Below are 26117 nucleotides of genomic sequence, written 5' to 3' on the forward strand. Positions count from 1 at the left end.
GTTGCGCTGGCGGGCAAACAAGCCGGGCAAAGCGCCCTACTTCGCGCGATTGGCGAAGCGACACCCGGCGTTTGGCAGGTGTCAGGCTCCCGTGGGCCGCCTGACACCCGAGGGTCAGGCCACCAGGCGGTCGAGCGCCTCGCGGTACTTCGCGGCGGTCTTTTGCAGGACTTCCTGCGGCAGGCGGGGAGCCGGCGGGGTCTTGTCCCAGTCTTGGGTTTCCAGCCAGTCGCGCACGAACTGCTTGTCGAACGACGGGGGGCTGATGCCCACGCGATAGCCGTCGGCCGGCCAGAAACGCGACGAGTCGGGGGTAAGCACTTCGTCCATCAGGTACAGGGTGCCGTCGTCATCCAGGCCGAACTCGAACTTGGTGTCGGCAATGATGATGCCCTTGGTGGCGGCGAACTGAGCCGCCTCGGTGTACAGGCGCAGGGTCACGTCGCGGATGCGCTCGGCCATCTCCTGGCCGACTTCCCTGACCACATGGGCGAAGTCGACATTTTCGTCGTGCATGCCGAATTCGGCCTTGGCCGCCGGCGTGAAAATCGGCTGGGGCAGCTTGCTGGCCTGCTGCAGGCCGGCCGGCAGCGCAATGCCGCAAACGGCGCCAGTGGCCTGGTAGTCTTTCCAGCCTGAGCCGATCAGGTAGCCGCGCGCCACGGCCTCGACCAGGATCGGCTTCAGGCGCTTGACCACCACGGCGCGGCCGCGCACCTGGTCGAGCTCGTCGGGCGCCACCACGTCTTCGGGCCGCACGCCGGTGGAATGGTTGGGCAAAATATGCGCCAGCTTGTTCAGCCAGAACTCGGTCAGCTCGGTCAGCACCTGGCCCTTGCCGGGGATCGGGTCGTCAAGAATCACGTCGAACGCGGAAATGCGGTCGGAAGCGACGATCAAGAGCTTGTCGTCGCCCACCGCGTACATGTCGCGCACTTTGCCGCGACCCAGTAGCGGCAGGGACTTGATGCTGGATTGGTGCAGGGCGGAAGTCACGAATCGGCCTATGGGAAAAATGAGCATAGATTACTGCAAATGTTCTTGCCCCGTCCCGCGGCTTCCCCTTGGGCGGGGGGCGGCGCCCGTGCGCCGGACTCGGGCGCAACCAGGCGCCCTCGGCCTGCTGCGCAGGCTGCCCCGCCGCCCAACGCGCCGCCCCCCGCCCAAGGGAAAGCCGCGGGACTACGGTGGCGTGACATTGGGCCGTTATCCCGCGCAATGCCTTCATTCAATGCAAGACGCTGCGAGCCAGGGCGTGCACCGGGGGGCCCAAAAACGCAATGAGCACTCAACGAACTTGAACAGCCCCCAAAAAACCCGCATCGTTTAGCCTACCCACATTTTCATCCAGGACCCCTCATGCCCCAAGAACCCGAGTTCACGCCACTGGCCGGCGGCTGCCAATGCGGCGCCATCCGTTATGCGATCACGGCCCAACCCATGGTGGCGGCAACCTGCCACTGCCGCGATTGCCAGTACGCAAGCGGCGGCGGGCCGGCGCATGCGCTGGTGGTGGCCTCTTCCGCGCTGCAAGTGCTGCAGGGCCGGGCGCATGAACACCGCTATCGGAACGATTCCGGAAACACCATCATGCGCAGCTTCTGCCGCGATTGCGGCACGCCACTGTTCGGAGGACCGGCAGATGCCAGCTATGCCATCGTGAAGGCCGGGTCGCTGGACGAGCCGGAGCGGTTCCGGGCCCGCATGGCGCTTTGGACAGATTCCGCGCCCTCGTGGCACCACATCGACACCACGATACCGTGCTTTGCACGCAACTCGCCGGGCTGAGGGGCCGGCCGCCCGGCGCCGCCCCGCGGGGCGGCGCTTGCCTGATCAGGCGGGGTTTACTGCACGACCTGGGTCAGCTTGCCGGCCGCGTATTGCTGGGCCATTTCGGTCAGCGGCAGCGGCTTGATCTTGCTGGCGTTGCCCGCAGTGCCGAACTGCGTGTAGCGCTGCACGCAAATGGCCTTGGCGGCGGCGCGCGCCGGCTTCAGGTATTCGCGCGGGTCGAACTTGCTGGGGTTTTCGGCGAAGAAGCGGCGAATGGCGCCGGTCATGGCCAGGCGGATGTCGGTATCGATGTTGACCTTGCGCACGCCGAACTTGATGGCTTCCTGGATTTCTTCCACGGGCACGCCGTAGGTTTCTTTCATGTCGCCGCCGAATTCGCGAATTTCGGCCAGCAGCTCTTGCGGCACGCTGGAGCTGCCGTGCATGACCAGGTGGGTATTGGGCAGGCGGGCGTGGATTTCCTTGATGCGCGAAATCGACAGGATGTCGCCGGTGGGCTTGCGAGTGAACTTGTAGGCGCCATGGCTGGTGCCGATGGCGATGGCCAGCGCGTCGAGCTGGGTCTTGCGCACGAAATCGGCGGCCTGCTCGGGGTCGGTGAGCAGTTGCTCGCGGGTCATGGTGCCTTCGGCGCCGTGGCCGTCTTCCTTGTCGCCCTTCATGGTTTCCAGCGAGCCCAGGCAGCCCAGTTCGCCTTCGACGGTGACGCCCAGCTTGTGGGCAATGTCGACCACCTTCTTGGTGACGTCGACGTTGTAGTCGTAGTCGGCGATGGTTTTGCCGTCTTCTTCCAGCGAACCGTCCATCATGACGCTGGAGAAGCCCAGATCGATGGCGCCCTGGCAGACCTTGGGCGACTGGCCGTGGTCTTGGTGCATGACCACGGGAATGTGCGGATAGGATTCCACCGCGGCCTGGATCAGGTACTTCAGGAACCCTTCGCCCGCGTATTTGCGCGCGCCGGCCGAGGCCTGCATGATCACCGGGCTGTCGGTCTCGGCGGCGGCTTCCATGATGGCCTGAACCTGTTCCAGGTTGTTGACGTTGAACGCGGGAATGCCGTAGCCGTGCTCGGCGGCGTGGTCGAGCAACTGGCGCATGGAAACTAGGGCCATGGGGTGGTCCTCCTGAATGGCAATGGAACGATTGGTTGAAGCCTTGCTGAATCAAGGGATTTTAGCTGGGATTGCGCCAACGCTCCCCGCCCGGGTGTCACGGGAGGTGTCAGGATGTCCCAGCCACGGCCGCCGTGGCCGCGCGCCGCGCCGTGGCGGCCGCTTTTTTCAGCCCTGGCCGACTGTAAACAACTCAACCAAGGGCCGGGAAATAGCCCCTGCCATCCTGCTTCAGTCGTTCACCTCGCAGCCCACCGGCTCGCCGTCATCGAATTCGACGTCGTAGGTGTGTTCGGCGTCCCAGGGCACGGTGAACCACATTTCGTAGCCGTCGCCGCTTTCGTCGAACAGCCACACGGCCCGCAGCACCGCGCAGCCGGCCATGGCCTCGGCGGTCTGCTCGGGCAGCCAGCGGGCCGGATCGATGCCCTGTTTCAGCCAGAGTTCGGGCGAATAGTGATCCAGCAGGAAATCGGCCGCCGCCAGGACCTGATCGTCGAGCCGCGCCAGCAGATCGCGCACCACGCGCGACGCCGACGGGTCGGGCGCCTGGCCGTCGGTCTGGATCATGACGTGGATAGGCGGGCGCCCCGGGCCGGCCGGGACGTTCTCGGCCGCCCACAGATCGGGGGCTTCGGGATCTTGCACGAAATTCAGCGCTGCCATGATGCGGGCCTCCGGCCATGACGCGCCGGCCCGTGGAACGGGCCGGCCAATATGGCCCATTTAAACAGAAGGCCGGCTGCCGGCGCCAGCCCGCGGCCGCAGCGCGGGGCCGCCGTACACCACGCGGCCGTGGTGCGAGGCGACCGCGCGCGGGCAATAGCGCGCTGCCACGTCGACCTGTTCAGCGAGGCAACCGCCTCATCGGCCAGGACCATGCGGACGGACGCCGTGCAACCGGACCGCCACAAACCGCGCCGCCCGCGCCGGTATATATTGAGGTTTCCTCTGTCCCCCGGAGCACGACATGCTGAGAGGATCCTGCCTGTGCAGCCGCGTGGCCTATGAGATTTCCGGCCCGTTGACCCAGGCGCTGAACTGCCATTGCGAAATGTGCCGCAAGGCCCATGGCGCGGCGTTCCGCACGCGCGCCACCGTCCAGGCGAAAGACTTCGCCTGGACGCGCGGTGAAAACGAGGTCACGTGGTACAGCTCGTCGCCCGGCAACTACCGCGGCTTCTGCAGCGCCTGCGGCACGCCACTGCTGTCGCGCTTTGACCAGAACCCCGCAGCCTACGGCCTGCCGCTGGGCGCCCTGGACGACAATCCCGGCATCAAGGCCACCTGCCACGTACACGTGGCCAGCAAGGCGCCCTGGCACGACATCACCGACGATCTGCCGCAGTACCCCGATGCGGGGCCCGGCCAGGAGTGAGCCTGTTGCGGCCGCTACGATAAGAAAGCCGCCGGACGCCGGAAAACAGGATGCGGGAAAACCCTGGTCAAATGGGCGTGATTGGAGTATTATCTTGAGTTGTTCCGTGCATAAGTTTTGATCTATAAGCACGGCTGCCCTACCCCGCTTCTTCCGGCGCCACCTGCGCCGCGACCAAGCCGCGCCTCGCGCGCTTATTGCCCCCAGCGGCGTGAGTACCCGCCTCGGGTTCCGCAAGGTTCCCTGGCCCGTGCCCCCGTACCAGCCGGGACGTTTACGTTCCACCGCTGGCCCAAGTCCGCTTGGGTTCCGCGCAAGCCGCCCCCAGGCGGTGCGTGCGCCATGCCATGGCGCGCGTGCGCATCGACCAAGGAGAGTCACATATGGCAAAAGAAGAACTGATCGAACTCGATGGCATCGTGGATGAAGTGCTGCCCGATAGCCGCTACCGCGTCACCCTGGACAACGGCATCGAAGTGGGCGCCTACGCCTCGGGCCGCATCCGCAAGCACCGCATCCGCATCCTGGCCGGCGACCGCGTCACCCTGGAAATGTCGCCCTACGACCTGACCAAAGGTCGCATCAACTTCCGCCACAAAGACGAGCGCGCGCCCCATACCTCGCGTCCGCCGCAACGCCGCCGCTAAGCGGCTAAGCGCCTCCTCGGGCCCGGCACGCCCCGCATGTCCCTTGCCATGGATACGTCCGAATCGCTCCAGGCCGCCGCCCAGCATGTGGCCCAGGCCCGGCGCGTGGTCGTACAAGGCGAACAGGGTCTGCAGCTGCTGCGGCAATCGCGCGCCGCCTTCATTCATAGCCTGCGCGCCACCGGCCTGACCTACGCCCAGGCCCGCATCAAATACGACAATTGCGTTGAAGAGCAACGCCGCCTGCACGAGGCGGCTGTGCACGACCTGCAATATGCCGAAAGGCGCTACCAGCGCCTGTCGTCTTCCACCCCGGTTTCCAGCGCCGACGCCTGACGGGCCCGCGGCCCGCCCCGCCGCTACGGCCGCGGCGGCGTGTCCAGGTCGGACAGGTGGTCTACATAGACCAGGCCCGCCCGCTCCAGCGCCGGGCGCATGCCATAAATATCCAGTCCCAGTTCGCCCGCCGCCAGGCGCGCGCGGTTGACGGCTTCTTTGCGCAGCCGCGTGTCGCAGGCATCGGCCACCGCCGCCGCCTGTACGCGCGGCACCACGCATACGCCGTCGTCGTCGGCGACGATCACGTCGCCTGCATGCACCAGCGCGCCGGCGCACACTACCGGCAGGTTCACCGAACCCGGCGTGGCCTTGATGGTGCCCTTGGCCGAGACGGCGCGCGACCATACCGGGAACGCCATGGCCGTCAGCGCCTGCACATCGCGGCAGCCCGCGTCGATGACCAGCCCGGCCACGCCGCGCGCGCGCAGCGAAGTCGCGAGCAATTCACCGAACATGCCGTCGCGGTTCTCGGCGCTGCAGGCCACCACCAGCACGTCGCCGGGCTGGCACAGCTCGGCCGCCACGTGCAGCATCCAATTGTCGCCGGGGTGCGCCAGCACCGTCACCGCGCTGCCGGCAATGGCCGCGCCCGCGTAAATGGGCCGCATGCCGGGTTGCAGCAGCCCCGCGCGGCCTTGCGCCTCGTGCGCGGTGGCCACGCCGGCCCGGCCCAGGCGCGCCACCACGCCGGCCTCGGCGCGCTCGATATGGCGCACCGCTATCTGGCGCGAAGGCACGACGCTCATGCCAGCTCCCCCGTCACTTGCGGGAACACCCGCTGGTAGGCCTCGGCGTAGCGGATCTTCGCATCCGAATTGCGCGAGGCCTGCACGCCGCGCTGCAGGGCCACGCGCGTGTAGTATTCCCACAGGTGCTCCTGCGCCGCCATCAGCTCGAAGGCCTGGCGCTTCTTGTCCCACACCTCGGTAATGTCCAGCAGCACCTGCGGCTTCCATTCGCATTGCTCGGGCTGGTGCGGTTCGAACAGGAACACGGGCGGCGCGCCCAGCACCGGCTCACCCGGCGCAGGGCCATGAGCCTGGGCGATGATGCGCGCCTCCTGCGCCACGTGCGTGGCCAAGGGGTGATCGAAGTTGTACGGGTCGCGCTGCGAATGCGTCAGCACGAAAGCCGGCCGCAACTCGCGGTAGATGTCCGCCAATTGGAACAGGGCCTCGTCCGATACGCGCAGCGGGTAGTCGCCCAGGTCCAGAAAGCGGATTTGCGCCCCCAGCACCTCGGCCGCGCGTTCGGCCTCGGCGCGGCGGTCCTGCTTGACGCGCTCCAGCGTCATGCCGGGCTGGCGCCACAGCTTGGCCGATTCGCCGCGTTCGCCGAACGACAGGCACACCACGGTCATCGTCCAGCCACGCTGCGCATACAGGGCAATGGCCCCGCCGGCACGCCAGACGAAATCGGCCGAATGGGCGCTGACCACCAGGCCGTGCTTCGATGTTTGCATTGCAGAGTCTCTCGCTAATCTGATGAAGGCGGCATCGCGCCGCCTTCCGGTTGTGCGCTCAATCGGCCTTGATGCCGGCCTGCTTGATCACCTTGCTCCATTTCGCGGTCTCGCCGGCCACGAACGTGCCGAACTGCGCGGCCGCGCCCGGCGTGGGCACCGCCCCCAGCTCGGACAGGCGCTTCTGCACCGCGGGGTCATTCAACGCCTTTTGCAAGGCGCCATTCAGGCGCCGCACCACCGGCTCGGGCAGGCCGCGCGGGCCGACCAGGCCCCACCACACCGTGGCCACCGCATGCGGCAGACCCAGCGAGGCCGTAGTGGGCACGCCGGGCAGCAGCGCCGCCGGCTGGGCATTCAGCACAGCCAGCGCGCGCAGCTTGCCGGCCTGGATGTGCGAAATCACCTCCAGCGGGTTGATCGACATGAAATCGATGCGCTGGCCCAGCAAGTCGGTAATGGCCGGCGCTCCGCCCTTGTACGGCACGTGCAGCGCGTCGAAGCCGCCTTCGGCCTTCAGCAGCTCGCTGGCCAGGTGACCGGAACTGCCGTTGCCGGCCGACGCATAGGTCAGCGTACCGGGATGCGCCTTGCCGTAGGCAATGAGGTCCTTCAAGCTCTTGGCGGGCGACGGCTGCGGCACCACCACAACCAGCGGCGCGTAGCCGATGCTGCCCACCGGAGTGAAGTCGTGGGCAGGATCGAAACTCAGCTTGGAAAACAGCGATGCATTGCTGGCCAGCGTATTGGATGCCGTCAGCAGCGTGTAGCCGTCGGGGTCGGCCTGCGCCACCGCGCCCATGCCGATGTTGGTGGCGGCGCCCGGACGGTTGTCGACAAGGATGGGCTGGCCCAGCGCCTCGCCCATTTTCTCGCCCACCAGCCGGGTCACGATGTCCACGCCGCCGCCGGCGGCATACGGCACCACGATGCGGATCGGGTGGGATGGAAAGTCGGCGGCGTGGGCGGCCGTGCCGGCCAGGGCGCCGGCCAGCCCCAGGGCGGCGGCCAGGCCGCGCCAGGCGCCGGTATAGGTTTTTTTCTGGCGGTCTCGTGCCATGCGGGTCTCCTGTGGGGGTCTCCTGTTGTGGTTTGAAGATGATGGCCCGCGCGATTAATATCGTCCAATACCGTTTTTGGCTTGTATTTATTTGAAAACCAAATAGCTATGGATTTCCGCCAACTCCGCTATTTTGTCGCGGTGGCCGAAGAGCTCAGCTTCAGCGGCGCCGCGCGCCGCCTGCATGTCAGCCAGCCGCCGCTCAGCCTGCAGATCAAGGCGCTGGAAGAAGAACTGGGCTCGGTGCTGCTGAACCGCAACAACCGCAAGGTAGAACTCACCGAGGCGGGCACGCTGTTCCTGGAACAGGCACGTCGTGCCCTGGCCTACCTGGAACGCGCCGGCGACGTGGTGCGCCAGGCCGCGCGCGGCGAAGCCGGCGAACTGCGCGTCTCGTTCACCGCATCGGTGCCCATGTTCGAGGCCTTTCCGCAGATCGTGCAGGCTTTCCGCGCGCGCCACCCGGGCGCGCGGGCCGACCTGATCCACCTGTCTACCGGACAGCAGTTGCGCGCGCTGGCCGACAAGAGCGTGGACATCGGCTTCCTGCGCCCGTCGCCCCTGTTCGAGCCGCCGGCCAACATTGCCGTGGCTCAGCTGTGGACCGACCGCCTGGTGGCGGTGCTGCCCGCCGGCCACGCCCTGGCGCGCCGGCCCGGGCCGCTGCCCATGGCCGCGCTGGCCGACGAGTCGTTCATTCTGTTTCCGCGCGGGCTGGGCTGCGGCCTGTTCGAGCATGTGACGGTGCTGGCCAGCCGCGCCGGTTTCGCCCCCCATGTGCGGCAAGAGGCCCGAGAAGGCGCCACCATCATCGGCCTGGTGGCGGCGGGCATGGGCATTTCGGTGCTGCCTGACACCTATATGAAAACCGGCATCCCGGGCGTGACGTACTGTGCGCTGGATACGCGCGACGCCGCCAGCCGCGTGCTGCTGGCCTACCGCGCCGACGATGCCGCGCCGCTGCTGCGGCGCTTTCGCGAGACCGCGCTTACGGGCGTTTGACCGCGCCGATGAAAATGGCCGGATCGACCCGCGTGGCGTTCAGGCTGACGTTCCAGTGCAGGTGCGGCCCGGTGGCGCGGCCGGTGCTGCCCACCTTGCCAACCACGGCGCCGCGCGCCACCTCGTCACCCACCTTCACGTCGATGGACGACAAGTGGCAGAACATGCTGATGAAGCCCTGCCCGTGGTCGACGAACACCGTGTTGCCATTGAAGAAATAGTTGCCCACCAGCACCACGCGACCCGCCGCCGGCGCCCTGACCGGCGTGCCCGCCGGCACGGCGAAGTCCAGCCCCGAATGCGGGTTGCGCTCTTGCCCGTTGAAAAAACGCCGCAGCCCGAACGGGCTGGACAGCCGTCCGCTGACGGGCGGATCGAGCATGACGTTGCTGGGAATGACGCCGTCGCGAAAGGCGGCGTAGGCGGCCAGTTGCAGATCGAGCTCGCGCTCGATGCGCTTGAGGTCGTCGGGGTCGGGCGTGACCTGCCGGCGGTTCTTCAGCTTGATGTGCTGTGCGGCGTATTCTTTGGAGCCTACCTGGAACGCCACCGGCGCGCCGCCTTGCACTTGCAGGGTGTGCCGGCCCGGCTTGGCATCCAGCGCGATGCCCACCACGGCGATCCATTGCCCGTCGCTGTCGCGCAGCACCATGACCCGGTGGCCGCCGTAGCTGGCCTGGGGCGCGCGCTCGGCCGTGCCCAGCGCCACGACCGCGACCCCGCCGGGCACCGGCACGTCGAGCTTGCGGCTGATATAGCCCTGCGCATGCGCGGCCGCGGCAACGGCACAGGCCGCGGCCAGCAAGACCAGCCGGCCGGCCACGCGACCCAGGCGCGGGCGCAGCGAAAGACGCGCTACATGCACAGGTTGGCCGCCTCGACCAGCGCGGTGCTGTAGCGCGGAATGCGCGTGGACAAGCGCACGTCGGTCTTGCCCTTCCAGGTGGTGGCGGTCAGCACGGCCTCGACGCCCATCGTGCCGGGCACCACCAGCTCGTAGCCGTTGCGCACGGTCTGGCGCTCGGCTGTCGTGCCGCTGCCCTGCCAGGCCGATTCGACGCAGGTGACGTACTGGTCGGCGCCGCGCGCCGTCGAGCCGAAGAACACGGGATCGCGCTCGCGTACGTCTTTGACGTTCGCACAACCAGCCAACGCGCCAGCCAGGGCCAGCGCCACGATGCATCGCAAATTCATGGAAGGGTTTCCCGGAAACAAACGAAGAGACCCGGCCAACTATAACGCACGGCGGCCTCAGGCCGCGGGCTTGCGCAGCGCCGACTTGGGACGGAAGGCCTTGACCACGGCTTCGTGTGTTTCGGCGTAGGGGCCGCCGATGAGGTCGATGCAGTAAGGCACGGCGGCGAACACGCCCTGCACCGTCACGGCGCCGTCGGCGTCGCGCAGCCCTTCGAGGGTTTCGCGGATGGCCTTGGGCTGGCCGGGCAGGTTGATGATCAGCGCCGCGTGGCTGGCGGTTTCGCGAATGACGGCCACCTGGCGCGACAGGATTGCGGTGGGTACGAACTTCAGGCTGACCTGCCGCATCTGTTCGCCGAAGCCGGGCATTTCCTTGGTGGCCACGGCCAGCGTGGCCTCGGGCGTTACGTCGCGGCGCGCCGGCCCGGTGCCGCCGGTGGTCAGCACCAGGTCGCAGCCGCAGGTGTCTACCAGCTCGACCAGCGCCGCGGAAATGGCCGCGGCTTCGTCAGGCACCAGCCGCTCGACGGCCTGCCACGACGACGACATGGCCGTGCCCAGCCAGTCGCGCAGCGCCGGCAGGCCCTGGTCTTGGTAGACGCCCGACGATGCGCGGTCGGAAATGGACACCAGGCCCACGATGAGGTCGTCGGGGTGGCGGCGGACAACGGGCTGCGATGAGGGGGACATGGCGGTAACTGGGGTGGAAAAAATTTGATGCTATCGCATTATGGGGGGGTGGGGATTGTCTTGGAGCGGTCACCCGCCGTTCTGCGAGCCGGGGGCGGCGCCCGTGCGCCGGGCTCCGGCGCATGCAGGCGCCCGAGGCCTGCTGCGCAGGCTGCCCCGCCGCCCAACGCGCCGCCCCCGGCACGCAGAACGGCACGTGACAGAGCTGGAATCAACGCCAGAAACCCGGTCGCAGCGTCCGGAAATGCCCCCCGGAATGGCATGGGCTCAAAAGGGGCAGGTCACAAATCTGCAATAATCCACCCTACCTCACACCGCCCACCCCCCGTCCTGCCCCCCTCATGTTCCATCTCTTCTCCGGCCTGGATTTCTGGATCGGCGCCAGCCTGGTCCTGGCCCTGGCTTTCGTCCTGGCCTTCGAATTCATCAACGGTTTTCATGACACCGCCAACGCGGTGGCCACTGTCATTTACACCAAGGCCATGCCGCCGCACCTGGCGGTGATGCTGTCGGGGGTGTTCAATTTCCTGGGCGTGCTGCTGGGCGGCGTGGGCGTCGCGTACGCCATCGTGCACCTGCTGCCGGTCGAGCTGCTGATCAACGTCGATACCGGGCAGGGGCTGGCCATGGTGTTCGCCATGCTGACGGCGGCCATTGCCTGGAACCTGGGCACCTGGTATTTCGGCATCCCGGCCTCCAGCTCGCACACCCTGATCGGCTCTATCCTGGGCGTGGGCCTGGCCAATGCGCTGCTGACCGACCTGCCGCTGGGCGAGGGCGTCAACTGGAACAAGGCCATCGACATCGGCCTGTCGCTGGTGGTCTCGCCCGTGGCGGGCTGTGTCGTGGCGGGTTGCCTGCTGCTGCTGTTCAAGCGCTGGTGGCCGGCCTCCAAGATGCACAAGACGCCGGAACAACGCCGCGAGATCGACTCGAAAAAACATCCGCCGTTCTGGAACCGCCTGGTGCTGGTGCTGTCGGCCATGGGCGTGAGCTTCGTGCACGGTTCGAACGACGGCCAGAAAGGCATCGGCCTGATCATGCTGGTGCTGATCGGCATCGTGCCCGCGCAATTCGTGCTGAACGAAAGCAGCACCACCTACCAGATCGACCGCACCCGCGATGCCGCCACGCACCTGTCGGCGTTCTACCATCGCAACCAGGCCACGCTGGACGACTACCTGGCGCTGTCCAAAAGCCGCGACAACGGCGCTGAACTGCCGAAGCACTTCCGCTGCCATCCCCAACTGACGCTGGCCACCATCGATGCCCTGCAGGCAGACCTGCGCGGCGTCACGCGCTACAGCGACCTGTCGCCCGCCAAGCGCGTCGACATCCGCCGCTATCTGCTGTGCCTGGACGACACGGCCAAGAAAGTGGCCACCCTGGATGGCCTGCAAGACCGCGACCGCGCCGACCTGAACCAGTTGCGCGCCGACCTGACCGCCACCACCGAATACGCGCCGCTGTGGGTGATCGTGGCCGTGGCCCTGGCGCTGGGCGCCGGCACCATGGTGGGCTGGCGCCGCGTGGTGCTGACCGTGGGCGAGAAAATCGGCAAGCAGGGCATGACCTACGCGCAGGGCATGTCGGCGCAGCTTACGGCCGTGGCCGCCATCGGCATGGCCAACGTGTTCAGCCTGCCCGTGTCCACCACGCACGTGCTGTCTTCAGGCGTGGCCGGCACCATGATCGCCAACAAAAGTGGCCTGCATCACGGCACCATCCGCACCATATTGCTGGCCTGGGTGCTGACGCTGCCGGCGTCGATGCTGCTGGCGGCCGGGTTGTTCTGGCTGGGCGTCAGCATTATCGGCTGACGCGGGCGGCCAGAGCCAGGCCAGGGGCGCGGCTGAGGCCGGCAGGGGTGTCAGCCGCCGGCGCCGCACAGCGCCAGCAGCGTCCCGTACACCGCCACCCCCACGATCACCGCCACACCCGCGTTTGCCATGCGGCGCGCGGCCAGCGCGGTGGCCAGCAAGCCGCCTGCATAGGGCAGCCACTGCGGCATGCCCTGCAATGCCATGACATCGGGCACGATTACCGCGACGGCAATGCTCGCCAGCAGCGCGGGCCCCAGGGCCGCCAGCGACGAGCCCTCGGCCAGGCGCCGCAGCAGCCGGCTGCGCGCCGACAGCACGAACGGCAGGGCGCGCGTCAGGTAGGTAATGGCCGCCATGGCAAAGACTGCTCCCCAGAACCCCAGGCCGCCGTCCATCATGCCGCCTCCGTGCGCGGCCGCGGGCAGGCGCAACCCGCGGCGGCCCCCGCCAGAATCGCCAGGGTGGTGTGGCCGGCCGCGGCGAACGCCGCCCCCACCGCCAGCGCGGCGATGACCGGCCCGCGCAGCGCGCGGGTGGTGCTTTGGCACACCAGCGCCAGGAACAGGGCCGGCAAAGCAAAGCGCATCGCCTGCGACAGCATCGGATAGTGGCGCTCCAGGCCGTCGCCCGCGTACACGCCCACGGCAGTGCCGGCGATCCAGGTCAGCCAGGCGCCCAGGCCCAGCAGCGTCATCCAGCGATTGCGATGCTCCGGCGCCACCTGCTCGATGCCGTTGAACGCGGTGGCGAATACTTCGTCGGTAAGCAGGAAGGCGATTTGCAGGCGTGCCCGCAACCGCTGCGGCAGCATGCGCGACAGCAGCGGCCCGTACAGCAGGTGCCGGGCATTCAGCAGGGAGCACAACGCCACCACCCACAGCCAGGGCGTGCCGGCCTTGATGGAGGCCAGCAGCAGGAACTGGCTGGCGCCGGCGTAGACCAGCGCCGAAATCAGCACCACCTGCAGTGGCGACAGGCCGGTGGCCAGGCCGGCGATGCCAAAGGTGACCGCTACGGGAAAATACCCGAGCATGACGGGCAGGCAGGCCCGCATGCCAGCCAGGCCAGCCCCGCCCGGCAAGGCCGGATGCGGCGCTGGGGGTGGATTGTTCATGAATGCTCCGTGCGTCGATACTATGGCCAGTTTACCCACGGCGCGCACGGCGCGGCATAATAACCAACGCTCTCTTGACTCTCACCGGGCCGCACCGGCGGCCGCAACCACGGAACCCCATTGTGCTGGACATCATCGACGCCGACTTCAACAACCCCGCCCACGGCGAGATGGTCGTGGCGCTGCTGGACGAATACGCGCGCGGCCCCATGGGCGGCGGCGAGGCCCTGTCCGACTACTCGCGCGCCAATCTGGCCGCCGAACTGGCGCGCCGCCCCACCGCGGGCGCGCTGGTGGCCCTGTACGACGGCATGCCGGCCGGCCTGGCCATCTACTTCGAAGGCTTCTCTTCCTTCGCCTGCAAGCCCTTGCTGAACCTGCACGATTTCATGGTTTCGGAACGCTACCGGCGCCTGGGCATCGCCCAGCGCCTGCTCGAAGCGCTGGAAGGCGTGGCCGCGCGCCGCGGCTGCTGCAAAATCACGCTCGAAGTACTGCAAGGCAACGAGCCGGCCAAGGCGCTGTATCGCAAAATCGGCTACCAGGGTTACGAGCTGGCGGGCGACACCGGGCAGGCCATGTTCTGGCAAAAGAAGCTGGCGGCCTGACGCTTTACCCGCCACCCGCCACCCCCACCCGCCCCACTCGCTACTCGCTAATCGCGCCATGCCCACCGTTGCCGACATCCGCCTGCTGGCCGACTACAACGCCTGGATGAACCAGCGCGTCTACCAGGCCGCCGCCCTGCCCGCTGCCAACGCCGCCGCGCCGCGCGGCGCGTTTTTCGGCTCGCTGCTGGGCACGCTGAACCACATCGCGGTGGGCGACATCCTGTGGCTCAAGCGCTTTGCCACGCATCCGGCCGGCTACACGGCGCTGGCCCCCGTCACCGCGCTACCCATGCCCGAAGGGCTGGACCGCCTGCTGCGCCCCGACCTGGCCGGCCTGCAGGCGCTGCGCCGCGAACTCGACCAGGCCATCGTCGCCTGGGCGGGGCAGCTGGCCGAACCCGACCTGGCCCATGTGCTGGCCTACACCAACTCCCGCGGCATTGCATCGCGGCGCGATTTCGGCGGCGTGATCCTGCATTTCTTCAATCACCAGACCCATCACCGCGGGCAGGCCACTACACTGCTCAGCCAGGCCGGCATCGACATCGGCGCCACCGACCTGCTACTGCGCGTGCCCGAACTGCCGGCCGCCGCCCCCAACAGCGAGTCTCCAGCATGAATCTGCGCGACATCCCCTTCGGCACCACCGATTGGCAAACGATCGAACCCACCGAACACCCGGGCGACACCGGCACGGCGTATTGGCGCACCTGCCAATTCGGCGACATCCGCGTGCGCATGGTCGAATACTCGGCCGGCTACCTGGCCGACCACTGGTGCAGCAAGGGCCATATTCTGCTATGCCTGGAAGGCGAGCTGCACACCGAACTCGAGGACGGCCGCCGTTTCGTGCTGACCCCGGGCATGAGCTACCAGGTGGCCGACCAGGCCGAACCGCACCGCTCGTCCACCGCCACCGGCGCGCGCCTGTTCATCGTCGACTGAGCATGACGCCGCGCGATTGCGGTACGCTGTAAGCTTGCACGCGGCGGCTGGCGCAGCCCGGCCGCCGGCCCAACACTGCCTGGAGCCCTGCCTTGCCCGCGCCCCTTGCTTCGCCGCTGACGCTTTATGTCGATGCGCTGCTGCTCAGCCCCTATGCCATGGCGGCCTATGTCGCGCTGGCCGAAAAAAGCCTGCCCGTCGAATTGCGGCTGGTCGACCTGCAGGCCGGCGAACAGCGCATGCAGCCCTACACCAGCCGAGCGCCCACGTGCCGCGTTCCGGCCCTTACCCACGACGCCTTTCACCTGACCGAATCCAGCGCCATCATCGAATACCTGGAAGATGTCTTCCCGGCCCCCGACTACCCCGCGCTGTATCCGCCGTCGCCGCAGCAGCGGGCGCGCGCGCGCCAGGTGCAGGCCTGGCTGCGCAGCGACCTCGCCGCGCTGCGCGCGGAGCGCCCGACCGAAGTCGTCTTCCATGGCGCGGCAGGCGCACCGCTCGGCGACGCCGCCCAGGCGGCCGCCGCCAAGCTGCTGCGCGTGGCGCAGACGCTGCTGCCCGACGGCCGCCCGCAGCTGTTCGATGCCTGGTGCATTGCCGACACCGAACTGGCCCTGATGCTGCGCCGGCTGGCTGGGCCGGGCGACGAGCTGCCCGATGCGCTGCGCGCCTACGCCGACGCGCAATGGCGGCGGCCCAGTGTGCAGACCTGGCTGCAGTTCAACCAAGACGCGCGCGCCTGATGCAACTGCTCGACCACGTATCCATCGCCGTGCCCGATCTCGATGTGGCGCGCCCGTTCTACGATGCCGTGCTGGCCGCCCTGGGCGCGGCCAAGGTGTACGACCGGCCTGACGGGCTGGGCTATGGCGAACGCTGCCGGCCCGCGGCCCCCGACCACACCTACCTGTCGGTGCTGCTGTCGGCGGCGCCCAATGCCGAGGCGCGGCGCCACTGGTGTTTCAAGGCCCAAAGCCGCGCCGCCGTCGATGCTTTCCACCGCGCCGCACTGCAGCACGGCGGCCGCGACGAAGGCGCGCCCGGCCTGCGCCCGGCCTACCATCCGCACTACTACGCCGCCTTCGTCGCCGACCCAGCCGGCAACCGGCTGGAAGCCGTGTGCCACCTGCCCCAGCCGGCCGCGGGCCCGCCCCGCGACGCCGACTGACACGGCGCCCCCTTGCTGGGGGCTTCGGGCGGAGCAGGTTCCGGTTGGATGTTGCAATGCAGCATTCAATGCGTTGTAATGGGCCATATCGCCTCTTCCAAACGCCCTCGTGCCCGCCCTCATGCGCGGCGGACACCCACCGGAGTCTGCCGTGGCCGTATCCGCCTCCCGCAGCGCCCAACCCGCCCTGCCTTCCAACCCCTGGGCCGCCGCCTGTGAATACGCCATCGATGCGATGCAGCGCGGCGTGCTGTATGCCGACGTCATGCGCCAGCGCGGCAACCAGTACCACAGCCACATGGCCAAGCGCGCGCCCAATGTGCTCAGCATGCAATCCGAGCTGGTGCTGGATGGCCGCGAATTCGCCCGCCCGGTCAACTACGGCCTGCTGCGCATCGTGCCACCCCCTGGCGTCGAAACAGACCCGCAGAAGCGCCCCTTTCTGGTCGTGGACCCGCGTGCCGGGCACGGGCCGGGCATCGGCGGCTTCAAGCCCGAAAGCGAGATCGGCGTGGCGGTGAACGCGGGCCACCCGTGCTATTTCGCGTCGTTCCTGCCCCAGCCCACCGTTACGCAAACCGTCGAAGACGTGATGCGCGCCGAGGCGCGTTTCCTGGAAGAAATCATCGCCCGCCATCCCGAATCCGAAGGCAAGCCGGTGGTGGTGGGCAATTGCCAGGCGGGCTGGCAGATCATGATGACGGCCGCCATGCGGCCCGAGCTGTTCGGCCCCATTATCGTGGCGGGCGCGCCGCTGTCGTACTGGGCCGGCTGGCGCGGCATGAACCCCATGCGCTATAGCGGCGGCCTGACGGGCGGCAGCTGGCTCACCGAGCTGGCCAGCGACCTCGGCCACGGCCGCTTCGATGGCGCCTGGCTGGTGCAGAACTTCGAAAACCTCAACCCCGCCAACACGCTCTGGAGCAAACAGTACCACCTGTACTCGAAGGTGGACACCGAGGCCGAGCGCTACCTGAGCTTCGAGAAGTGGTGGGGCGGCCATGTGTTCCTGAACGCGCCGGAAATCCAGTACATCGTCGACAACCTGTTCATCGGCAACCGCCTGGCCACCGCCGGGCTGGTCACCTCGGACGGCATCCGCATCGACCTGCGCAACATCCGCTCGCCCATCATCGTGTTCTGTTCCAAGGGCGACAACATTACGCCGCCGCCGCAAGCGCTGGGCTGGATACCCGACCTGTACCAGGACGACGCCGAAGTGGTGGCGCACAACCAGACCATCGTGTACGCGGTGCACGAAAGCATCGGCCACCTGGGCATTTTCGTGTCGGGCAGCGTGGCCCGCAAAGAGCACCATGAATTCACCGCCAACATCGATCTGATCGACGTGCTGCCCGCCGGCATCTACCAGGCCGAAATCGCCGACAAGACGCCCGACACGCCCAACGCCGACCTGACCGAGGGCGACTACGTGCTGTCGTTCGCGCGCCGCAAAGTCGATGACGTGCGGGCCATCGTGGCGCGCCGCGAAGACGATGACCGCCGCTTTGCCGCCGTGGCGCGCATTTCCGACATCAACCTGGGCCTGTACCGCAGCTTCGTGCAGCCCTGGGTGCGCGCCGCCGTCACGCCGCAATCGGCCGAATGGCTGCAGCGCATGCATCCGCTGCGCCTGCCCTACGAACTGATCTCGGACCGCAACCCCTGGGTAGCGCCCGTGACGCAGGTGGCCGAGCAGGCCCGCCAGCACCGCCAGCCGGCCGCGCCGGACAACCCCTATACGGTGCTGGAACGCATGGCCTCGAACGCCATCGAAGCCAGCCTGAACATCTGGCAGGAACTGCGCGACGCGGCTGGCGAGCAGCTGTTCATGAACATCTACGGCTCGCCGCTGGTGCAGAACTGGGCAGGCCTGGGCGCCAAGGTCGGGCCGCCCCGCAAGCACCCCGGCGTGTCGCCCGAGCACCGCCAGTTCATGGCCGGACGGGCCGACGAGCTGCGCGCGCAGATGGACCAGGGCGGCGTGCGCGAAGCCGCCATGCGCATGCTGGTGTACGTGGCCAACGCCGAGGGCGGCATCGATGCGCGCAGCTTCGCCATGCTGCGCAAGATGCGCGCCGATGCCGACTCGGGACTGGCGCTGCAAGAATTCAAGAATGTGGCGCGCGACCAGGCCCTGATGATGCGCCTGGACGGCCAGGCCGCGCTGCGGGCCATGCCGACGCTGCTGGCGCGCGCATCGGCCGCCGAGATCCGCGACGCGTTCGGCACGATGCGCCACGTCCTCGAAGCCACCGGCCCGCTGAACGAGCGGGCTCGCGGCCATCTGGAAGAAATGGAGCAGATATTCCGCAACGCGGCGCGAAAAGCGCTGGCGCGCGCGAAGAAGCCCGCTGCCGGTAAGGCAGCCCGTCGTCCCAAGGAGATTCCCGCATCATGATGACCCGCGCAGAAGTCACCGAACTTGTCGTGACCCAGAAGCTGAAGAAAGGCTTGAAGTGGACCGACATTGCCAAGACCCTGGGCCGCAGCAAAGAATGGACGGCAGCCGCGCTGCTGGGCCAGATGACGCTGACCGCCGAGCAGGCCCAGGCCGCCGGCCAGCTGCTCGACTTGCCTGAAGACGCCGTTCTGCAACTGCAGGTCACGCCGCTGAAAGGCTCGTTGCCGACCGCCGTGCCCACCGACCCGCTGATCTATCGCTTCTATGAATTGGTGAACGTATATGGCACGACCTTCAAGTCGTTGATCCACGAAGAGTTCGGCGACGGCATCATGAGCGCCATCGACTTCAAGATGGACCTGGCGCGCGAAAGCGACCCGGCCGGCGACCGGGTGCGCATTGTGATGAGCGGCAAGTTCCTGCCCTACAAGCAGTACTGAGCGCCGCGCGGGAACCCGCGCGGGCAGGCAGGCCGGGCAAGGCGCCGGCCTGCCGCGCCAGGCTTCAGCCGGCGCGCTCTTGCAGGATGGCGACCGCCGGCAGCGACTTGCCTTCCAGGAATTCCAGGAACGCCCCGCCGCCCGTCGAGATATAGCCCACCTTGTCGGCGATGCCGTACTTGGCGATGGCCGCCAGGGTGTCGCCGCCGCCCGCGATGGAAAACGCGGGAGAATCGGCGATGGCCTTGGCCAGCACCTCGGTGCCGTGCGAGAACGCCTCGAACTCGAACACGCCCACCGGGCCGTTCCAGACGATGGTGCCCGCCTTTGCCAGAATGCCGGCCAGCTGCTGCGCGGTTTGCGGACCGATGTCCAGGATGAGGTCATCGTCGGCCACCGCGTCGGCCGCCTTGACGGTGGCCTGGGCGTCGACGGAAAACGACTTGGCGCACACCACGTCGGTGGGAATGGGCACGTCGGCGCCGCGCGCCTTCATCATGTCGATCACGGCGCGGGCCTGGTCAACCTGGTCGGGCTCGGCCAGCGACTTGCCGATGGACAGCCCGGCCGCCAGCATGAAGGTGTTGGCAATGCCGCCGCCCACGACAAGTTGGTCGACCTTGTCAGCCAGCGACTGCAGGATGGACAGCTTGGTCGACACTTTCGAGCCGCCCACGATGGCCACCAGCGGGCGCTTGGGTTCGTGCAGAGCACGGCCCAGGGCCTGCAGCTCGGCCTCGAGCAGCGGGCCGGCGCAGGCAATGGGCGCGAATCGGGCCATGCCATGCGTGGTGGCCTCGGCGCGGTGCGCGGTGCCGAACGCGTCGTTGACGTAGATGTCGCACAACGCCGCCATCTTGCGCGACAGCGTTTCGTCGTTCTTTTTTTCGCCGGGGTTGACGCGGCAGTTTTCCAGCAGCACCACCTGGCCCGGGTCGACGTTGACGCCGTCGACCCAGTTTTTCACCAGCTGCACGGGCATGCCAAGCAATTGCGACAGGCGCTGGCCGACGCGGTCAAGCGAATCGGCGTCGGTCAGCGTGCCTTCGGTGGGCCGGCCCAGGTGCGAGGTAACCATGACGGCAGCCCCGCCGTCGAGCGCCAGGCGGATGCCCGGCACCGAGGCGCGGATGCGCGTGTCTTCGCTGATCTGGCCGGCGTCGTCGAACGGCACGTTCAGGTCGGCGCGAATGAACACGCGCTTGCCGTGCAGCGCGCCGGCCTTGGCCAGCGCGGACAGGGTGTTGACCTTGGCCATGCTGCTTACTTGGCCGACATCAGCGCGACGGTGGTGTCGAGCATGCGGTTCGAGAAGCCCCACTCGTTGTCGTACCAGGACGACACCTTGACCAGCTTGCCCGACACCTTGGTCAGCGTGGAATCGTAGGTGCTGGAGGCCGGGTTGTGGTTGAAGTCGACCGACACCAGGGGTTCGGTGTTGTAGTTCAGGATGCCCTTGAGCTCGCCTTCGGAAGCCGCCTTCAGGATGCTGTTGACCTCGTCGACCGAGGTTTCGCGCTTGGCCACGAACGACAGGTCGACGATGGACACGTTGATGGTGGGCACGCGGATGGCGAAGCCGTCGAGCTTGCCGTTCAGTTCAGGCAGCACCAGGCCCACCGCGGCGGCGGCGCCGGTCTTGGTGGGGATCATGCTCATGGTGGCCGAGCGGGCGCGGCGCAGGTCTTCGTGGTAGACGTCGGTGAGGACCTGGTCGTTGGTGTAGGCGTGCACCGTGGTCATCAGGCCGCTTTCGAGGCCCAGCTTGTCGTGCAGGGGCTTGACCAGGGGGGCCAGGCAGTTGGTGGTGCACGATGCGTTCGAGATGACCGTGTCGGATGCCTTCAGCACGCCGTGGTTGACGCCGTACACAACGGTGGCGTCGACATCTTTGCCGCCGGGAGCCGAAATAATGACTTTCTTGGCGCCGCCCTTCAGGTGCGCGCTGGCTTTTTCTTTCGAGGTGAAGAAGCCCGTGCATTCGAGCACCACGTCGACCTTCAGCTCGCCCCAGGGCAGCTCGGCCGGATTGCGGTTGGCCAGCACGCGGATCTTGTCGCCATTGACCACCATGTAGTCGCCATCGACTTCGACCGTGCCCGGGAACTTGCCGTGGGCGGTGTCGTAGCGCGTGAGGTGCGCGTTGGTCTTGGGATCGCCCAGATCGTTGATGGCCACGATTTCGATATCGTGCTTCTTGCCAGCTTCGTAGTGGGCGCGCAGGATGTTGCGGCCGATGCGACCGTACCCGTTGATGGCGACGCGAATAGTCATGACTAGAGCTCCTTTTACAAAACTTGCTTGACGGCCTCGGCCACCTTGTCGGCGGTCAGACCGAAGAACTTGAACAAAGCCCCCGCGGGCGCGGATTCGCCATAGCGGTCGATGCCGACCACGGCGCCTTCCAGGCCCACGTACTTATGCCACAGCGCGGTGGTGCCGGCCTCGACGGCCACGCGCGGCAGGCCCGGCGGCAGCACGGCGCGCTTCCAGTCGGCGTCCTGGCGGTCGAACACGTCGGTGCTGGGCATGGACACCACGCGCACCGCGATGCCCTGCCCGGCCAGTTGCTCTTGCGCGGCCAGCGCGATGGCGACTTCGGAGCCCGTGGCGATGATAACGGCGCGGGCATCGTCCGCGTCTCGCAGAACGTAACCACCGCGGACAATGGCCTTCAGGGTGTCGGCGTCGCGCGGCACGAACGGCAGGTTCTGGCGCGACAGCAGCAGCGCGGTGGGGCCGCCATCGTGCACGTCCATGCCGATGCTGGCCGGGCGCGACACGGCCGCGCCCCAGGCCACCGCGGTTTCGACGGTGTCGCACGGACGCCAGACCGACAGGTTGGGAATCAGGCGCAGGCTGGCGGCGTGCTCGATGGACTGGTGGGTGGGGCCGTCTTCGCCCAGGCCGATGGAATCGTGCGTGAACACGTGCACCACGCGCTGCTTCATGAGCGCCGCCATGCGCAGGGCGTTGCGGGAGTAGTCGGAGAACGTCAGGAAGGTGCCGCCGAACGGCAGGTAGCCGCCATGCAGGGCGACGCCGTTCATGATGGCGGCCATGCCGAATTCGCGCACGCCGTAGTTGATATGGCGGCCGAACTGGATGCCCTGCTCGCCGGCGCGCACGGGCGCCACGCCCTTCCAGTCGGTGTAGTTCGAGCCGGTGAGGTCGGCCGAGCCGCCCAGCAGCTCGGGCAGCAGCCCGGCCAGCGCGGTAATGGCGAACTGCGAGGCCTTGCGGGTGGCCACGGTTTCGGCCTTCTGGTCGGTGCCCTGAATGAACGCCTGCAGCTTCGCGGCGAAATCGGCCGGCAGCTCGCCCTTCATGCGGCGCGTGAACTCGGCCGCCTCGGCGGGATATTTTGCGGCGTAGGCGTCGAACGCGGCCTGCCAGGCCGCCTGGGCCTCGGCGCCGGTCTTGCGGGCATCCCAGCCTTCGCGCACGGCTTGCGGAATTTCGAACGGCGCGGCCATCCAGCCCAGCGCCGCGCGCGTGGCGGCGACTTCTTCGGCGCCCAGCGGGGCGCCGTGCACGTTATGGGTGCCGGCCATGGCGGGCGAGCCCTTGCCGATGATGGTGCGGCAGACGATGAGCGTGGGCTTTTCAGACTGCGCGCGGGCCTGCGCGATGGCGGCATCGACCGCCGCCACGTCATGGCCGTCGACCTCGCGGATGACGTTCCAGCCGTAGCCCTCGAAGCGCGTGGCGGTGTCTTCGCCGAACCAGTGCTCGACGTGGCCGTCGATGGAAATGCCGTTGTCGTCGTACAGCACCACCAGCTTGGACAGCTTGAGCGTGCCGGCCAGCGAGCAGGCTTCGTGCGAGATACCTTCCATCAGGCAGCCGTCGCCGGTGAAGGCGTAGGTGTAGTGATCGACGATGGGCAGGCCGGGCTTGTTGAACTCGGCGGCCAGCAGCGCTTCAGCCAGCGCCATGCCGACCGCGTTGGCCAGGCCTTGGCCCAGCGGGCCGGTGGTGGTCTCGACGCCCGGGGTGATGCCGACTTCGGGGTGGCCCGGGGTGCGCGAGTGCAACTGGCGGAATTGCTTGAGCTCGTCGATGGGCAGGTCGTAGCCGCTGAGATGCAGCAGCGCGTAGATGAGCATCGAGCCGTGGCCGTTCGACAGCACGAAACGGTCGCGGTTGGCCCAGGCCGGATCGGCCGGGTTGTGGCGCAGGTGGCCCAGCCACAGGGCCTGGGCGATTTCCGCCATGCCCATCGGCGCGCCGGGATGCCCCGAGTTGGCTTGTTGGACGGCGTCCATTGCAAGGACGCGGATGGCATCCGCCAGGGCTAGGGGTTGGGCGGTGGATTGGCTCATGCGGAAATGGCTCGTAGGCGCTGGCGGCCCAAAAAACGGGGCCAGTTAAGAGAGATTGGGAAGCTCATGATTTTAGCATCCGGGCCATGCCCGGGTCCTGCCATGGGCGGCGGGCGCCCCGGCCCGCCGGGCGGATGGTAGGCTACGCGCTTGACCGGTTCTCCGCGCCTTGCCGCGCCCTGCCCGCCCGCCATGTCCCTGCCGCGTTTTTTCTGCGACACACCGCTGTCTCCCGGCGTACGCCTGCCCCTGCCAACCGCCCTGGCGCACCACGCGGTGCGCGTGCTGCGCCTGCGCGCGGGCGCCGCCATCGTGCTGTTCAATGGCGGCGGCGGCGAATACCCGGCCACACTCGAAATCGAGGGCAAAGACGCCTGGGCCCGGCTGGGCGACTTCGATCCGCGCGACGCCGAGCTGGCCGGGCGCATCGTCCTGGTGCAGGGCCTGCCGTCCGGCGACAAGATGGACTGGGTCGTGGAAAAAGCCGTCGAGCTGGGCGCCAGCCGGGTCAGCCCGATCGCGGCGCAGCGCAGCGTGCTGCAGTTGTCGGGCGCGCGCCTGGAAAAACGCGTGGCGCACTGGGCCCGCATCGCCCAGGCCGCATCGGAACAATGCGGCCGCAACCGCCTGATGGCCGTGGATGCCCCGGCCACCCTGCGCGACTGGCTGGACCAGCCGGCCGACGGGCTGCGCCTGCTGTGCCACCCGGAAGCCGGGCAAGGCCTGGCCGACGCCCTGGCGGCGCAGCCGGGGCTGCGGCAGCTCAGCCTGCTGGTGGGGCCCGAAGGAGGCTGGTCGGACGCCGAACTGGCGCTGGCCGCCGAACGCGGCGTGCAGGCCGTGCGCTACGGGCCGCGCGTGCTGCGCACCGAAACCGCCGGGCTGGCGTTGATGGCGGCGGCAACGGCGCTGCTGGGGTGGTAAGAAGAGTGGCGCCAGATACCTGGCACCTGAAGAACTACCCTTCGCCGTAGGGCGCGGCGGCAACGCCGGGCTCGGGATCGGGGTGCTTGCCGGCGTGCTCGATCACAAACGAAAACACGCGGCCGTTCTCGCGCGCGAATTCGGCGGCGTCGGCGCACACGGTTTCGATCTGGGCGGCGTCTTCTTCCAGGGCCGGATCGCCCGAATGCAGCTTGTACAGCCACAGCACCACGCCGATTTTCTGGTCGAGCACGGTGTCGCACAGGCAATCGTAAAGGGCGTCGAGATTGCCGCCGAAATACTCGGGGAAATCTACCGCCTTGGCAATGGCGCGCAACACCGCCGAGCGGCTGCGCGCCCTGTCGCAATCGGCCACCAGCAACGCCAGGCCGAGCTCGTGCGCAGCCGCGACTACGGCTTCTTTTTGCAAGCCGTCGTGTTCGATCGCGCCGCCCCGGTTCAGCTGGCGCTGCAGCGTAGACTGGCCATTTCGCGTCATGCCTGGCCCTCCTTGAAAAAGCCAACCACTTCTTCGCTACGCCGCATCGTATCGGCATAACCTAGTTCGATCAATCGTCGGGTGTAGGCGCTTTCAAAAAGCAGGTACGACATCAGCGCGCCGCCCCCCGAGCGGTCTGGGTCGGACGATACACCGAGTACGCGAAAAAGGGTACGGGCTTCGACAGGCATTTCTTGCAGATAGTCGAGCGCAAGCAAATCCAGGGACTGACTGGGCGTCAGCGTCAGAACGTTCACCCGCCGGACGCCGGTGCCGTCGGCCGGGTCGTAGGTGGCGTGGCTGAGCAGGTCGTTGATGCGTTCCAGGCGCTCGATGTCCATCGACAAGCCGTCCAGGAAGATGCTGGACAGCACATGGCCGCCCACCTGCGCCAGCGAGGGATACGGTGGCTGCGACTCGCGCTTTTCGGGGTGAGTGTCGTCGCGATAGCCGGTGCCGATGACCAGCACCCGGTCGGCCCCCAGATGGATGGCCGGGCTGATGGGCGCCAGCTGCCGCATCGAGCCGTCGCCGCACCATTCGGTCTGCCCATGCACGTCCACCGCCTGTGCGGGAAACACGAACGGGATCGACGACGACGCCATCAGGTGCTCGACGCCGATGCGCGCCGGCACGGCCCGCCGCAGCGAGCGGCGCCATGGCTCGATGCTGTGGTTGGACTGGTAGAACGTCAGGTGCTCGCCGCTGGTGAACCCCGAGGCCGTGATGGCCAGCGACGACAACTGGCCGCGCTGCAGATTGCCCTGCAGGTGCCTGAAGTCGAGCACGCGGGTAAGCAGGTCGGCCAGCGGGCGGTTGTCCAGCAGCGACTGGGGCCGCTTGCGCGTGAGACCCGAGAACATCCAGCCCAGCGCCAGCAGGCCCAGCCAGCGCACGCCGGTCTTGAACAGCCCGGGCGCGTCGGCGCGGTACACCATGTCGGTGCCCAGCGACTCCCATAGCCGGCGGATGCGCCGCGCGGCCAGGTGCGGGCGGTCGGCGCGGCAGGCCAGGGCGGCGGCGTTGATGGCCCCGGCCGAGGTGCCGCAGATTATGGGAAAAGGATTATGGAAACCCGGCCGCTCGGCCGGGTCCAGGATGCGGAAAATGGCGCCCAGCACGCCCACCTGGTAGGCGGCGCGCGCGCCGCCGCCGGTCAGGACCAGCCCGGTGGCCG

At 68.0% G+C, this 26117-nt stretch carries 30 protein-coding genes; 14 read left to right on the forward strand and 16 right to left on the reverse strand.

Annotated elements, in window-relative coordinates; genetic code table 11:
- Positions 1 to 114 precede the first annotated feature (114 nt).
- The gene (locus tag BPET_RS18275; protein WP_012250497.1) at positions 115 to 996 is read right to left on the reverse strand and encodes a phosphoribosylaminoimidazolesuccinocarboxamide synthase; all 882 of its coding nucleotides are present in this window, start codon (positions 994 to 996) and stop codon (positions 115 to 117) included.
- Positions 997 to 1359: 363 nt separating this feature from the next.
- On the opposite strand from BPET_RS18275, the gene BPET_RS18280 reads away from it, so the two are divergent.
- Positions 1360 to 1788 (forward strand): GFA family protein, encoded by a 429-nt coding sequence (locus BPET_RS18280; RefSeq protein ID WP_012250498.1) that lies wholly within the window; start codon positions 1360 to 1362, stop codon positions 1786 to 1788.
- A gap of 56 nt (positions 1789 to 1844) precedes the next feature.
- On the opposite strand, the gene fba is transcribed toward BPET_RS18280, so the two are convergent.
- Positions 1845 to 2909: a class II fructose-bisphosphate aldolase gene (gene fba / locus BPET_RS18285; protein WP_012250499.1), complete on the reverse strand. Its 1065-nt coding sequence runs from the start codon at positions 2907 to 2909 to the stop codon at positions 1845 to 1847.
- A gap of 231 nt (positions 2910 to 3140) precedes the next feature.
- Complete coding sequence (locus BPET_RS18290; RefSeq protein ID WP_012250500.1) at positions 3141 to 3575, reverse strand: hypothetical protein; 435 nt, start codon at positions 3573 to 3575, stop codon at positions 3141 to 3143.
- Positions 3576 to 3879: 304 nt separating this feature from the next.
- Between BPET_RS18290 and BPET_RS18295 the strand changes: the two genes are divergently transcribed.
- From BPET_RS18295 to BPET_RS18305, 3 genes are all read left to right on the forward strand, one after another.
- Positions 3880 to 4287, forward strand: coding sequence for a GFA family protein (locus BPET_RS18295; protein WP_012250501.1), 408 nt, complete (start codon positions 3880 to 3882; stop codon positions 4285 to 4287).
- Positions 4288 to 4670: 383 nt separating this feature from the next.
- Entirely contained in the window at positions 4671 to 4934 is a 264-nt protein-coding gene (gene infA, locus BPET_RS18300) for a translation initiation factor IF-1 (protein ID WP_012250502.1), read from the forward strand.
- 36 nt (positions 4935 to 4970) lie between these two features.
- Complete coding sequence (locus tag BPET_RS18305) at positions 4971 to 5270, forward strand: hypothetical protein (RefSeq protein ID WP_012250503.1); 300 nt, start codon at positions 4971 to 4973, stop codon at positions 5268 to 5270.
- 23 nt (positions 5271 to 5293) lie between these two features.
- Here the strand turns inward: BPET_RS18305 and BPET_RS18310 are convergent, their stop codons facing one another.
- The 3 genes from BPET_RS18310 to BPET_RS18320 are packed head-to-tail and all read right to left on the reverse strand — an operon-like array spanning position 5294 to position 7795.
- Positions 5294 to 6019, reverse strand: a complete 726-nt coding sequence (locus BPET_RS18310; RefSeq protein WP_012250504.1) for a 4-carboxy-4-hydroxy-2-oxoadipate aldolase/oxaloacetate decarboxylase — start codon at positions 6017 to 6019, stop codon at positions 5294 to 5296.
- Positions 6016 to 6735: a PIG-L deacetylase family protein gene (locus BPET_RS18315; RefSeq protein WP_012250505.1), complete on the reverse strand. Its 720-nt coding sequence runs from the start codon at positions 6733 to 6735 to the stop codon at positions 6016 to 6018. Before BPET_RS18315 ends, BPET_RS18310 begins: the two co-directional genes overlap by 4 nt.
- A gap of 58 nt (positions 6736 to 6793) precedes the next feature.
- The gene (locus tag BPET_RS18320; protein ID WP_012250506.1) at positions 6794 to 7795 is read right to left on the reverse strand and encodes a Bug family tripartite tricarboxylate transporter substrate binding protein; all 1002 of its coding nucleotides are present in this window, start codon (positions 7793 to 7795) and stop codon (positions 6794 to 6796) included.
- 108 nt (positions 7796 to 7903) lie between these two features.
- Between BPET_RS18320 and BPET_RS18325 the strand changes: the two genes are divergently transcribed.
- Entirely contained in the window at positions 7904 to 8797 is an 894-nt protein-coding gene (locus tag BPET_RS18325; protein ID WP_012250507.1) for a LysR substrate-binding domain-containing protein, read from the forward strand.
- On the opposite strand, the gene BPET_RS18330 is transcribed toward BPET_RS18325, so the two are convergent.
- Genes BPET_RS18330 through mog form a run of 3 tightly spaced genes read right to left on the reverse strand, consistent with a single transcriptional unit; the run spans position 8784 to position 10684 of the window.
- On the reverse strand, positions 8784 to 9629 hold the full coding sequence (locus BPET_RS18330) for a M23 family metallopeptidase (protein ID WP_041864153.1): 846 nt from the start codon (positions 9627 to 9629) through the stop codon (positions 8784 to 8786). The genes BPET_RS18325 and BPET_RS18330 overlap by 14 nt on opposite strands.
- 23 nt (positions 9630 to 9652) lie before the next feature.
- Positions 9653 to 9991 carry a hypothetical protein gene (locus tag BPET_RS26700; protein WP_012250509.1) on the reverse strand — a complete coding sequence of 113 codons (339 nt, stop codon included), beginning with the start codon at positions 9989 to 9991 and terminating at the stop codon, positions 9653 to 9655.
- Between the two features lie 57 nt (positions 9992 to 10048).
- Positions 10049 to 10684 (reverse strand): molybdopterin adenylyltransferase, encoded by a 636-nt coding sequence (gene mog / locus BPET_RS18340; RefSeq protein ID WP_012250510.1) that lies wholly within the window; start codon positions 10682 to 10684, stop codon positions 10049 to 10051.
- 341 nt (positions 10685 to 11025) lie between these two features.
- Between mog and BPET_RS18345 the strand changes: the two genes are divergently transcribed.
- Entirely contained in the window at positions 11026 to 12504 is a 1479-nt protein-coding gene (locus BPET_RS18345; protein ID WP_012250511.1) for an inorganic phosphate transporter, read from the forward strand.
- Between the two features lie 50 nt (positions 12505 to 12554).
- Here the strand turns inward: BPET_RS18345 and BPET_RS18350 are convergent, their stop codons facing one another.
- Both BPET_RS18350 and BPET_RS18355 read right to left on the reverse strand, forming a co-directional pair.
- Positions 12555 to 12905 carry an AzlD domain-containing protein gene (locus BPET_RS18350; protein WP_012250512.1) on the reverse strand — a complete coding sequence of 117 codons (351 nt, stop codon included), beginning with the start codon at positions 12903 to 12905 and terminating at the stop codon, positions 12555 to 12557.
- The gene (locus BPET_RS18355; RefSeq protein ID WP_012250513.1) at positions 12902 to 13621 is read right to left on the reverse strand and encodes an AzlC family ABC transporter permease; all 720 of its coding nucleotides are present in this window, start codon (positions 13619 to 13621) and stop codon (positions 12902 to 12904) included. Before BPET_RS18355 ends, BPET_RS18350 begins: the two co-directional genes overlap by 4 nt.
- A gap of 122 nt (positions 13622 to 13743) precedes the next feature.
- Between BPET_RS18355 and BPET_RS18360 the strand changes: the two genes are divergently transcribed.
- From BPET_RS18360 to cynS, 7 genes are all read left to right on the forward strand, one after another.
- Positions 13744 to 14229, forward strand: a complete 486-nt coding sequence (locus BPET_RS18360; RefSeq protein ID WP_041863070.1) for a GNAT family N-acetyltransferase — start codon at positions 13744 to 13746, stop codon at positions 14227 to 14229.
- Between the two features lie 58 nt (positions 14230 to 14287).
- On the forward strand, positions 14288 to 14851 hold the full coding sequence (locus BPET_RS18365) for a DinB family protein (protein WP_012250515.1): 564 nt from the start codon (positions 14288 to 14290) through the stop codon (positions 14849 to 14851).
- Complete coding sequence (locus tag BPET_RS18370; protein ID WP_012250516.1) at positions 14848 to 15177, forward strand: DHCW motif cupin fold protein; 330 nt, start codon at positions 14848 to 14850, stop codon at positions 15175 to 15177. The genes BPET_RS18365 and BPET_RS18370 overlap by 4 nt, the downstream gene beginning before the upstream one ends.
- Positions 15178 to 15335: 158 nt before the next feature.
- A complete protein-coding gene (yfcF, locus tag BPET_RS18375) occupies positions 15336 to 15923 on the forward strand; it encodes a glutathione transferase (RefSeq protein ID WP_050978346.1) in 588 nt (195 codons plus the stop codon).
- Positions 15923 to 16348 (forward strand): VOC family protein, encoded by a 426-nt coding sequence (locus tag BPET_RS18380; protein ID WP_012250518.1) that lies wholly within the window; start codon positions 15923 to 15925, stop codon positions 16346 to 16348. The genes yfcF and BPET_RS18380 overlap by 1 nt, the downstream gene beginning before the upstream one ends.
- 121 nt (positions 16349 to 16469) lie before the next feature.
- Entirely contained in the window at positions 16470 to 18749 is a 2280-nt protein-coding gene (locus tag BPET_RS18385; RefSeq protein ID WP_012250519.1) for a DUF3141 domain-containing protein, read from the forward strand.
- Positions 18749 to 19192 carry a cyanase gene (cynS, locus tag BPET_RS18390; protein WP_041864159.1) on the forward strand — a complete coding sequence of 148 codons (444 nt, stop codon included), beginning with the start codon at positions 18749 to 18751 and terminating at the stop codon, positions 19190 to 19192. The genes BPET_RS18385 and cynS overlap by 1 nt, the downstream gene beginning before the upstream one ends.
- Before the next feature lie 64 nt (positions 19193 to 19256).
- Here cynS and BPET_RS18395 read toward each other — a convergent pair whose 3' ends face one another.
- Genes BPET_RS18395 through tkt form a run of 3 tightly spaced genes read right to left on the reverse strand, consistent with a single transcriptional unit; the run spans position 19257 to position 23517 of the window.
- A complete protein-coding gene (locus tag BPET_RS18395; protein WP_012250521.1) occupies positions 19257 to 20450 on the reverse strand; it encodes a phosphoglycerate kinase in 1194 nt (397 codons plus the stop codon).
- A gap of 5 nt (positions 20451 to 20455) precedes the next feature.
- Entirely contained in the window at positions 20456 to 21466 is a 1011-nt protein-coding gene (gap, locus tag BPET_RS18400) for a type I glyceraldehyde-3-phosphate dehydrogenase (protein ID WP_012250522.1), read from the reverse strand.
- Positions 21467 to 21480: 14 nt separating this feature from the next.
- On the reverse strand, positions 21481 to 23517 hold the full coding sequence (tkt, locus tag BPET_RS18405) for a transketolase (RefSeq protein WP_012250523.1): 2037 nt from the start codon (positions 23515 to 23517) through the stop codon (positions 21481 to 21483).
- 192 nt (positions 23518 to 23709) lie between these two features.
- Between tkt and BPET_RS18410 the strand changes: the two genes are divergently transcribed.
- Positions 23710 to 24441 carry a 16S rRNA (uracil(1498)-N(3))-methyltransferase gene (locus BPET_RS18410; RefSeq protein WP_012250524.1) on the forward strand — a complete coding sequence of 244 codons (732 nt, stop codon included), beginning with the start codon at positions 23710 to 23712 and terminating at the stop codon, positions 24439 to 24441.
- Between the two features lie 34 nt (positions 24442 to 24475).
- Here BPET_RS18410 and BPET_RS18415 read toward each other — a convergent pair whose 3' ends face one another.
- Positions 24476 to 24940 (reverse strand): barstar family protein, encoded by a 465-nt coding sequence (locus tag BPET_RS18415; protein WP_012250525.1) that lies wholly within the window; start codon positions 24938 to 24940, stop codon positions 24476 to 24478.
- On the reverse strand, positions 24937 to 26100 hold the full coding sequence (locus tag BPET_RS18420) for a patatin-like phospholipase family protein (protein ID WP_085970269.1): 1164 nt from the start codon (positions 26098 to 26100) through the stop codon (positions 24937 to 24939). Before BPET_RS18420 ends, BPET_RS18415 begins: the two co-directional genes overlap by 4 nt.
- Positions 26101 to 26117: the final 17 nt, after the last annotated feature.

This window comes from Bordetella petrii, assembly GCF_000067205.1.
Classification (GTDB): Bacteria; Pseudomonadota; Gammaproteobacteria; order Burkholderiales; family Burkholderiaceae_B; genus Bordetella_A; species Bordetella_A petrii.

Excerpts from the sequence above, each read along its gene's own strand:
- BPET_RS18280 (WP_012250498.1), top strand. The coding sequence starts at position 1,360 with ATGCCCCAAGAACCCGAGTTCACGCCACTGGCCGGCGGCTGCCAATGC.
- fba (WP_012250499.1), bottom strand. The coding sequence starts at position 2,909 with ATGGCCCTAGTTTCCATGCGCCAGTTGCTCGACCACGCCGCCGAGCAC.
- BPET_RS18290 (WP_012250500.1), bottom strand. The coding sequence starts at position 3,575 with ATGGCAGCGCTGAATTTCGTGCAAGATCCCGAAGCCCCCGATCTGTGG.
- BPET_RS18295 (WP_012250501.1), top strand. The coding sequence starts at position 3,880 with ATGCTGAGAGGATCCTGCCTGTGCAGCCGCGTGGCCTATGAGATTTCC.
- infA (WP_012250502.1), top strand. The coding sequence starts at position 4,671 with ATGGCAAAAGAAGAACTGATCGAACTCGATGGCATCGTGGATGAAGTG.
- BPET_RS18305 (WP_012250503.1), top strand. The coding sequence starts at position 4,971 with ATGTCCCTTGCCATGGATACGTCCGAATCGCTCCAGGCCGCCGCCCAG.
- BPET_RS18310 (WP_012250504.1), bottom strand. The coding sequence starts at position 6,019 with ATGAGCGTCGTGCCTTCGCGCCAGATAGCGGTGCGCCATATCGAGCGC.
- BPET_RS18315 (WP_012250505.1), bottom strand. The coding sequence starts at position 6,735 with ATGCAAACATCGAAGCACGGCCTGGTGGTCAGCGCCCATTCGGCCGAT.
- BPET_RS18320 (WP_012250506.1), bottom strand. The coding sequence starts at position 7,795 with ATGGCACGAGACCGCCAGAAAAAAACCTATACCGGCGCCTGGCGCGGC.
- BPET_RS18325 (WP_012250507.1), top strand. The coding sequence starts at position 7,904 with ATGGATTTCCGCCAACTCCGCTATTTTGTCGCGGTGGCCGAAGAGCTC.
- BPET_RS26700 (WP_012250509.1), bottom strand. The coding sequence starts at position 9,991 with ATGAATTTGCGATGCATCGTGGCGCTGGCCCTGGCTGGCGCGTTGGCT.
- mog (WP_012250510.1), bottom strand. The coding sequence starts at position 10,684 with ATGTCCCCCTCATCGCAGCCCGTTGTCCGCCGCCACCCCGACGACCTC.
- BPET_RS18345 (WP_012250511.1), top strand. The coding sequence starts at position 11,026 with ATGTTCCATCTCTTCTCCGGCCTGGATTTCTGGATCGGCGCCAGCCTG.
- BPET_RS18350 (WP_012250512.1), bottom strand. The coding sequence starts at position 12,905 with ATGATGGACGGCGGCCTGGGGTTCTGGGGAGCAGTCTTTGCCATGGCG.
- BPET_RS18355 (WP_012250513.1), bottom strand. The coding sequence starts at position 13,621 with ATGAACAATCCACCCCCAGCGCCGCATCCGGCCTTGCCGGGCGGGGCT.
- BPET_RS18365 (WP_012250515.1), top strand. The coding sequence starts at position 14,288 with ATGCCCACCGTTGCCGACATCCGCCTGCTGGCCGACTACAACGCCTGG.
- BPET_RS18370 (WP_012250516.1), top strand. The coding sequence starts at position 14,848 with ATGAATCTGCGCGACATCCCCTTCGGCACCACCGATTGGCAAACGATC.
- yfcF (WP_050978346.1), top strand. The coding sequence starts at position 15,336 with ATGGCGGCCTATGTCGCGCTGGCCGAAAAAAGCCTGCCCGTCGAATTG.
- BPET_RS18380 (WP_012250518.1), top strand. The coding sequence starts at position 15,923 with ATGCAACTGCTCGACCACGTATCCATCGCCGTGCCCGATCTCGATGTG.
- BPET_RS18385 (WP_012250519.1), top strand. The coding sequence starts at position 16,470 with ATGCGCGGCGGACACCCACCGGAGTCTGCCGTGGCCGTATCCGCCTCC.
- cynS (WP_041864159.1), top strand. The coding sequence starts at position 18,749 with ATGACCCGCGCAGAAGTCACCGAACTTGTCGTGACCCAGAAGCTGAAG.
- BPET_RS18395 (WP_012250521.1), bottom strand. The coding sequence starts at position 20,450 with ATGGCCAAGGTCAACACCCTGTCCGCGCTGGCCAAGGCCGGCGCGCTG.
- gap (WP_012250522.1), bottom strand. The coding sequence starts at position 21,466 with ATGACTATTCGCGTCGCCATCAACGGGTACGGTCGCATCGGCCGCAAC.
- tkt (WP_012250523.1), bottom strand. The coding sequence starts at position 23,517 with ATGAGCCAATCCACCGCCCAACCCCTAGCCCTGGCGGATGCCATCCGC.
- BPET_RS18410 (WP_012250524.1), top strand. The coding sequence starts at position 23,710 with ATGTCCCTGCCGCGTTTTTTCTGCGACACACCGCTGTCTCCCGGCGTA.
- BPET_RS18415 (WP_012250525.1), bottom strand. The coding sequence starts at position 24,940 with ATGACGCGAAATGGCCAGTCTACGCTGCAGCGCCAGCTGAACCGGGGC.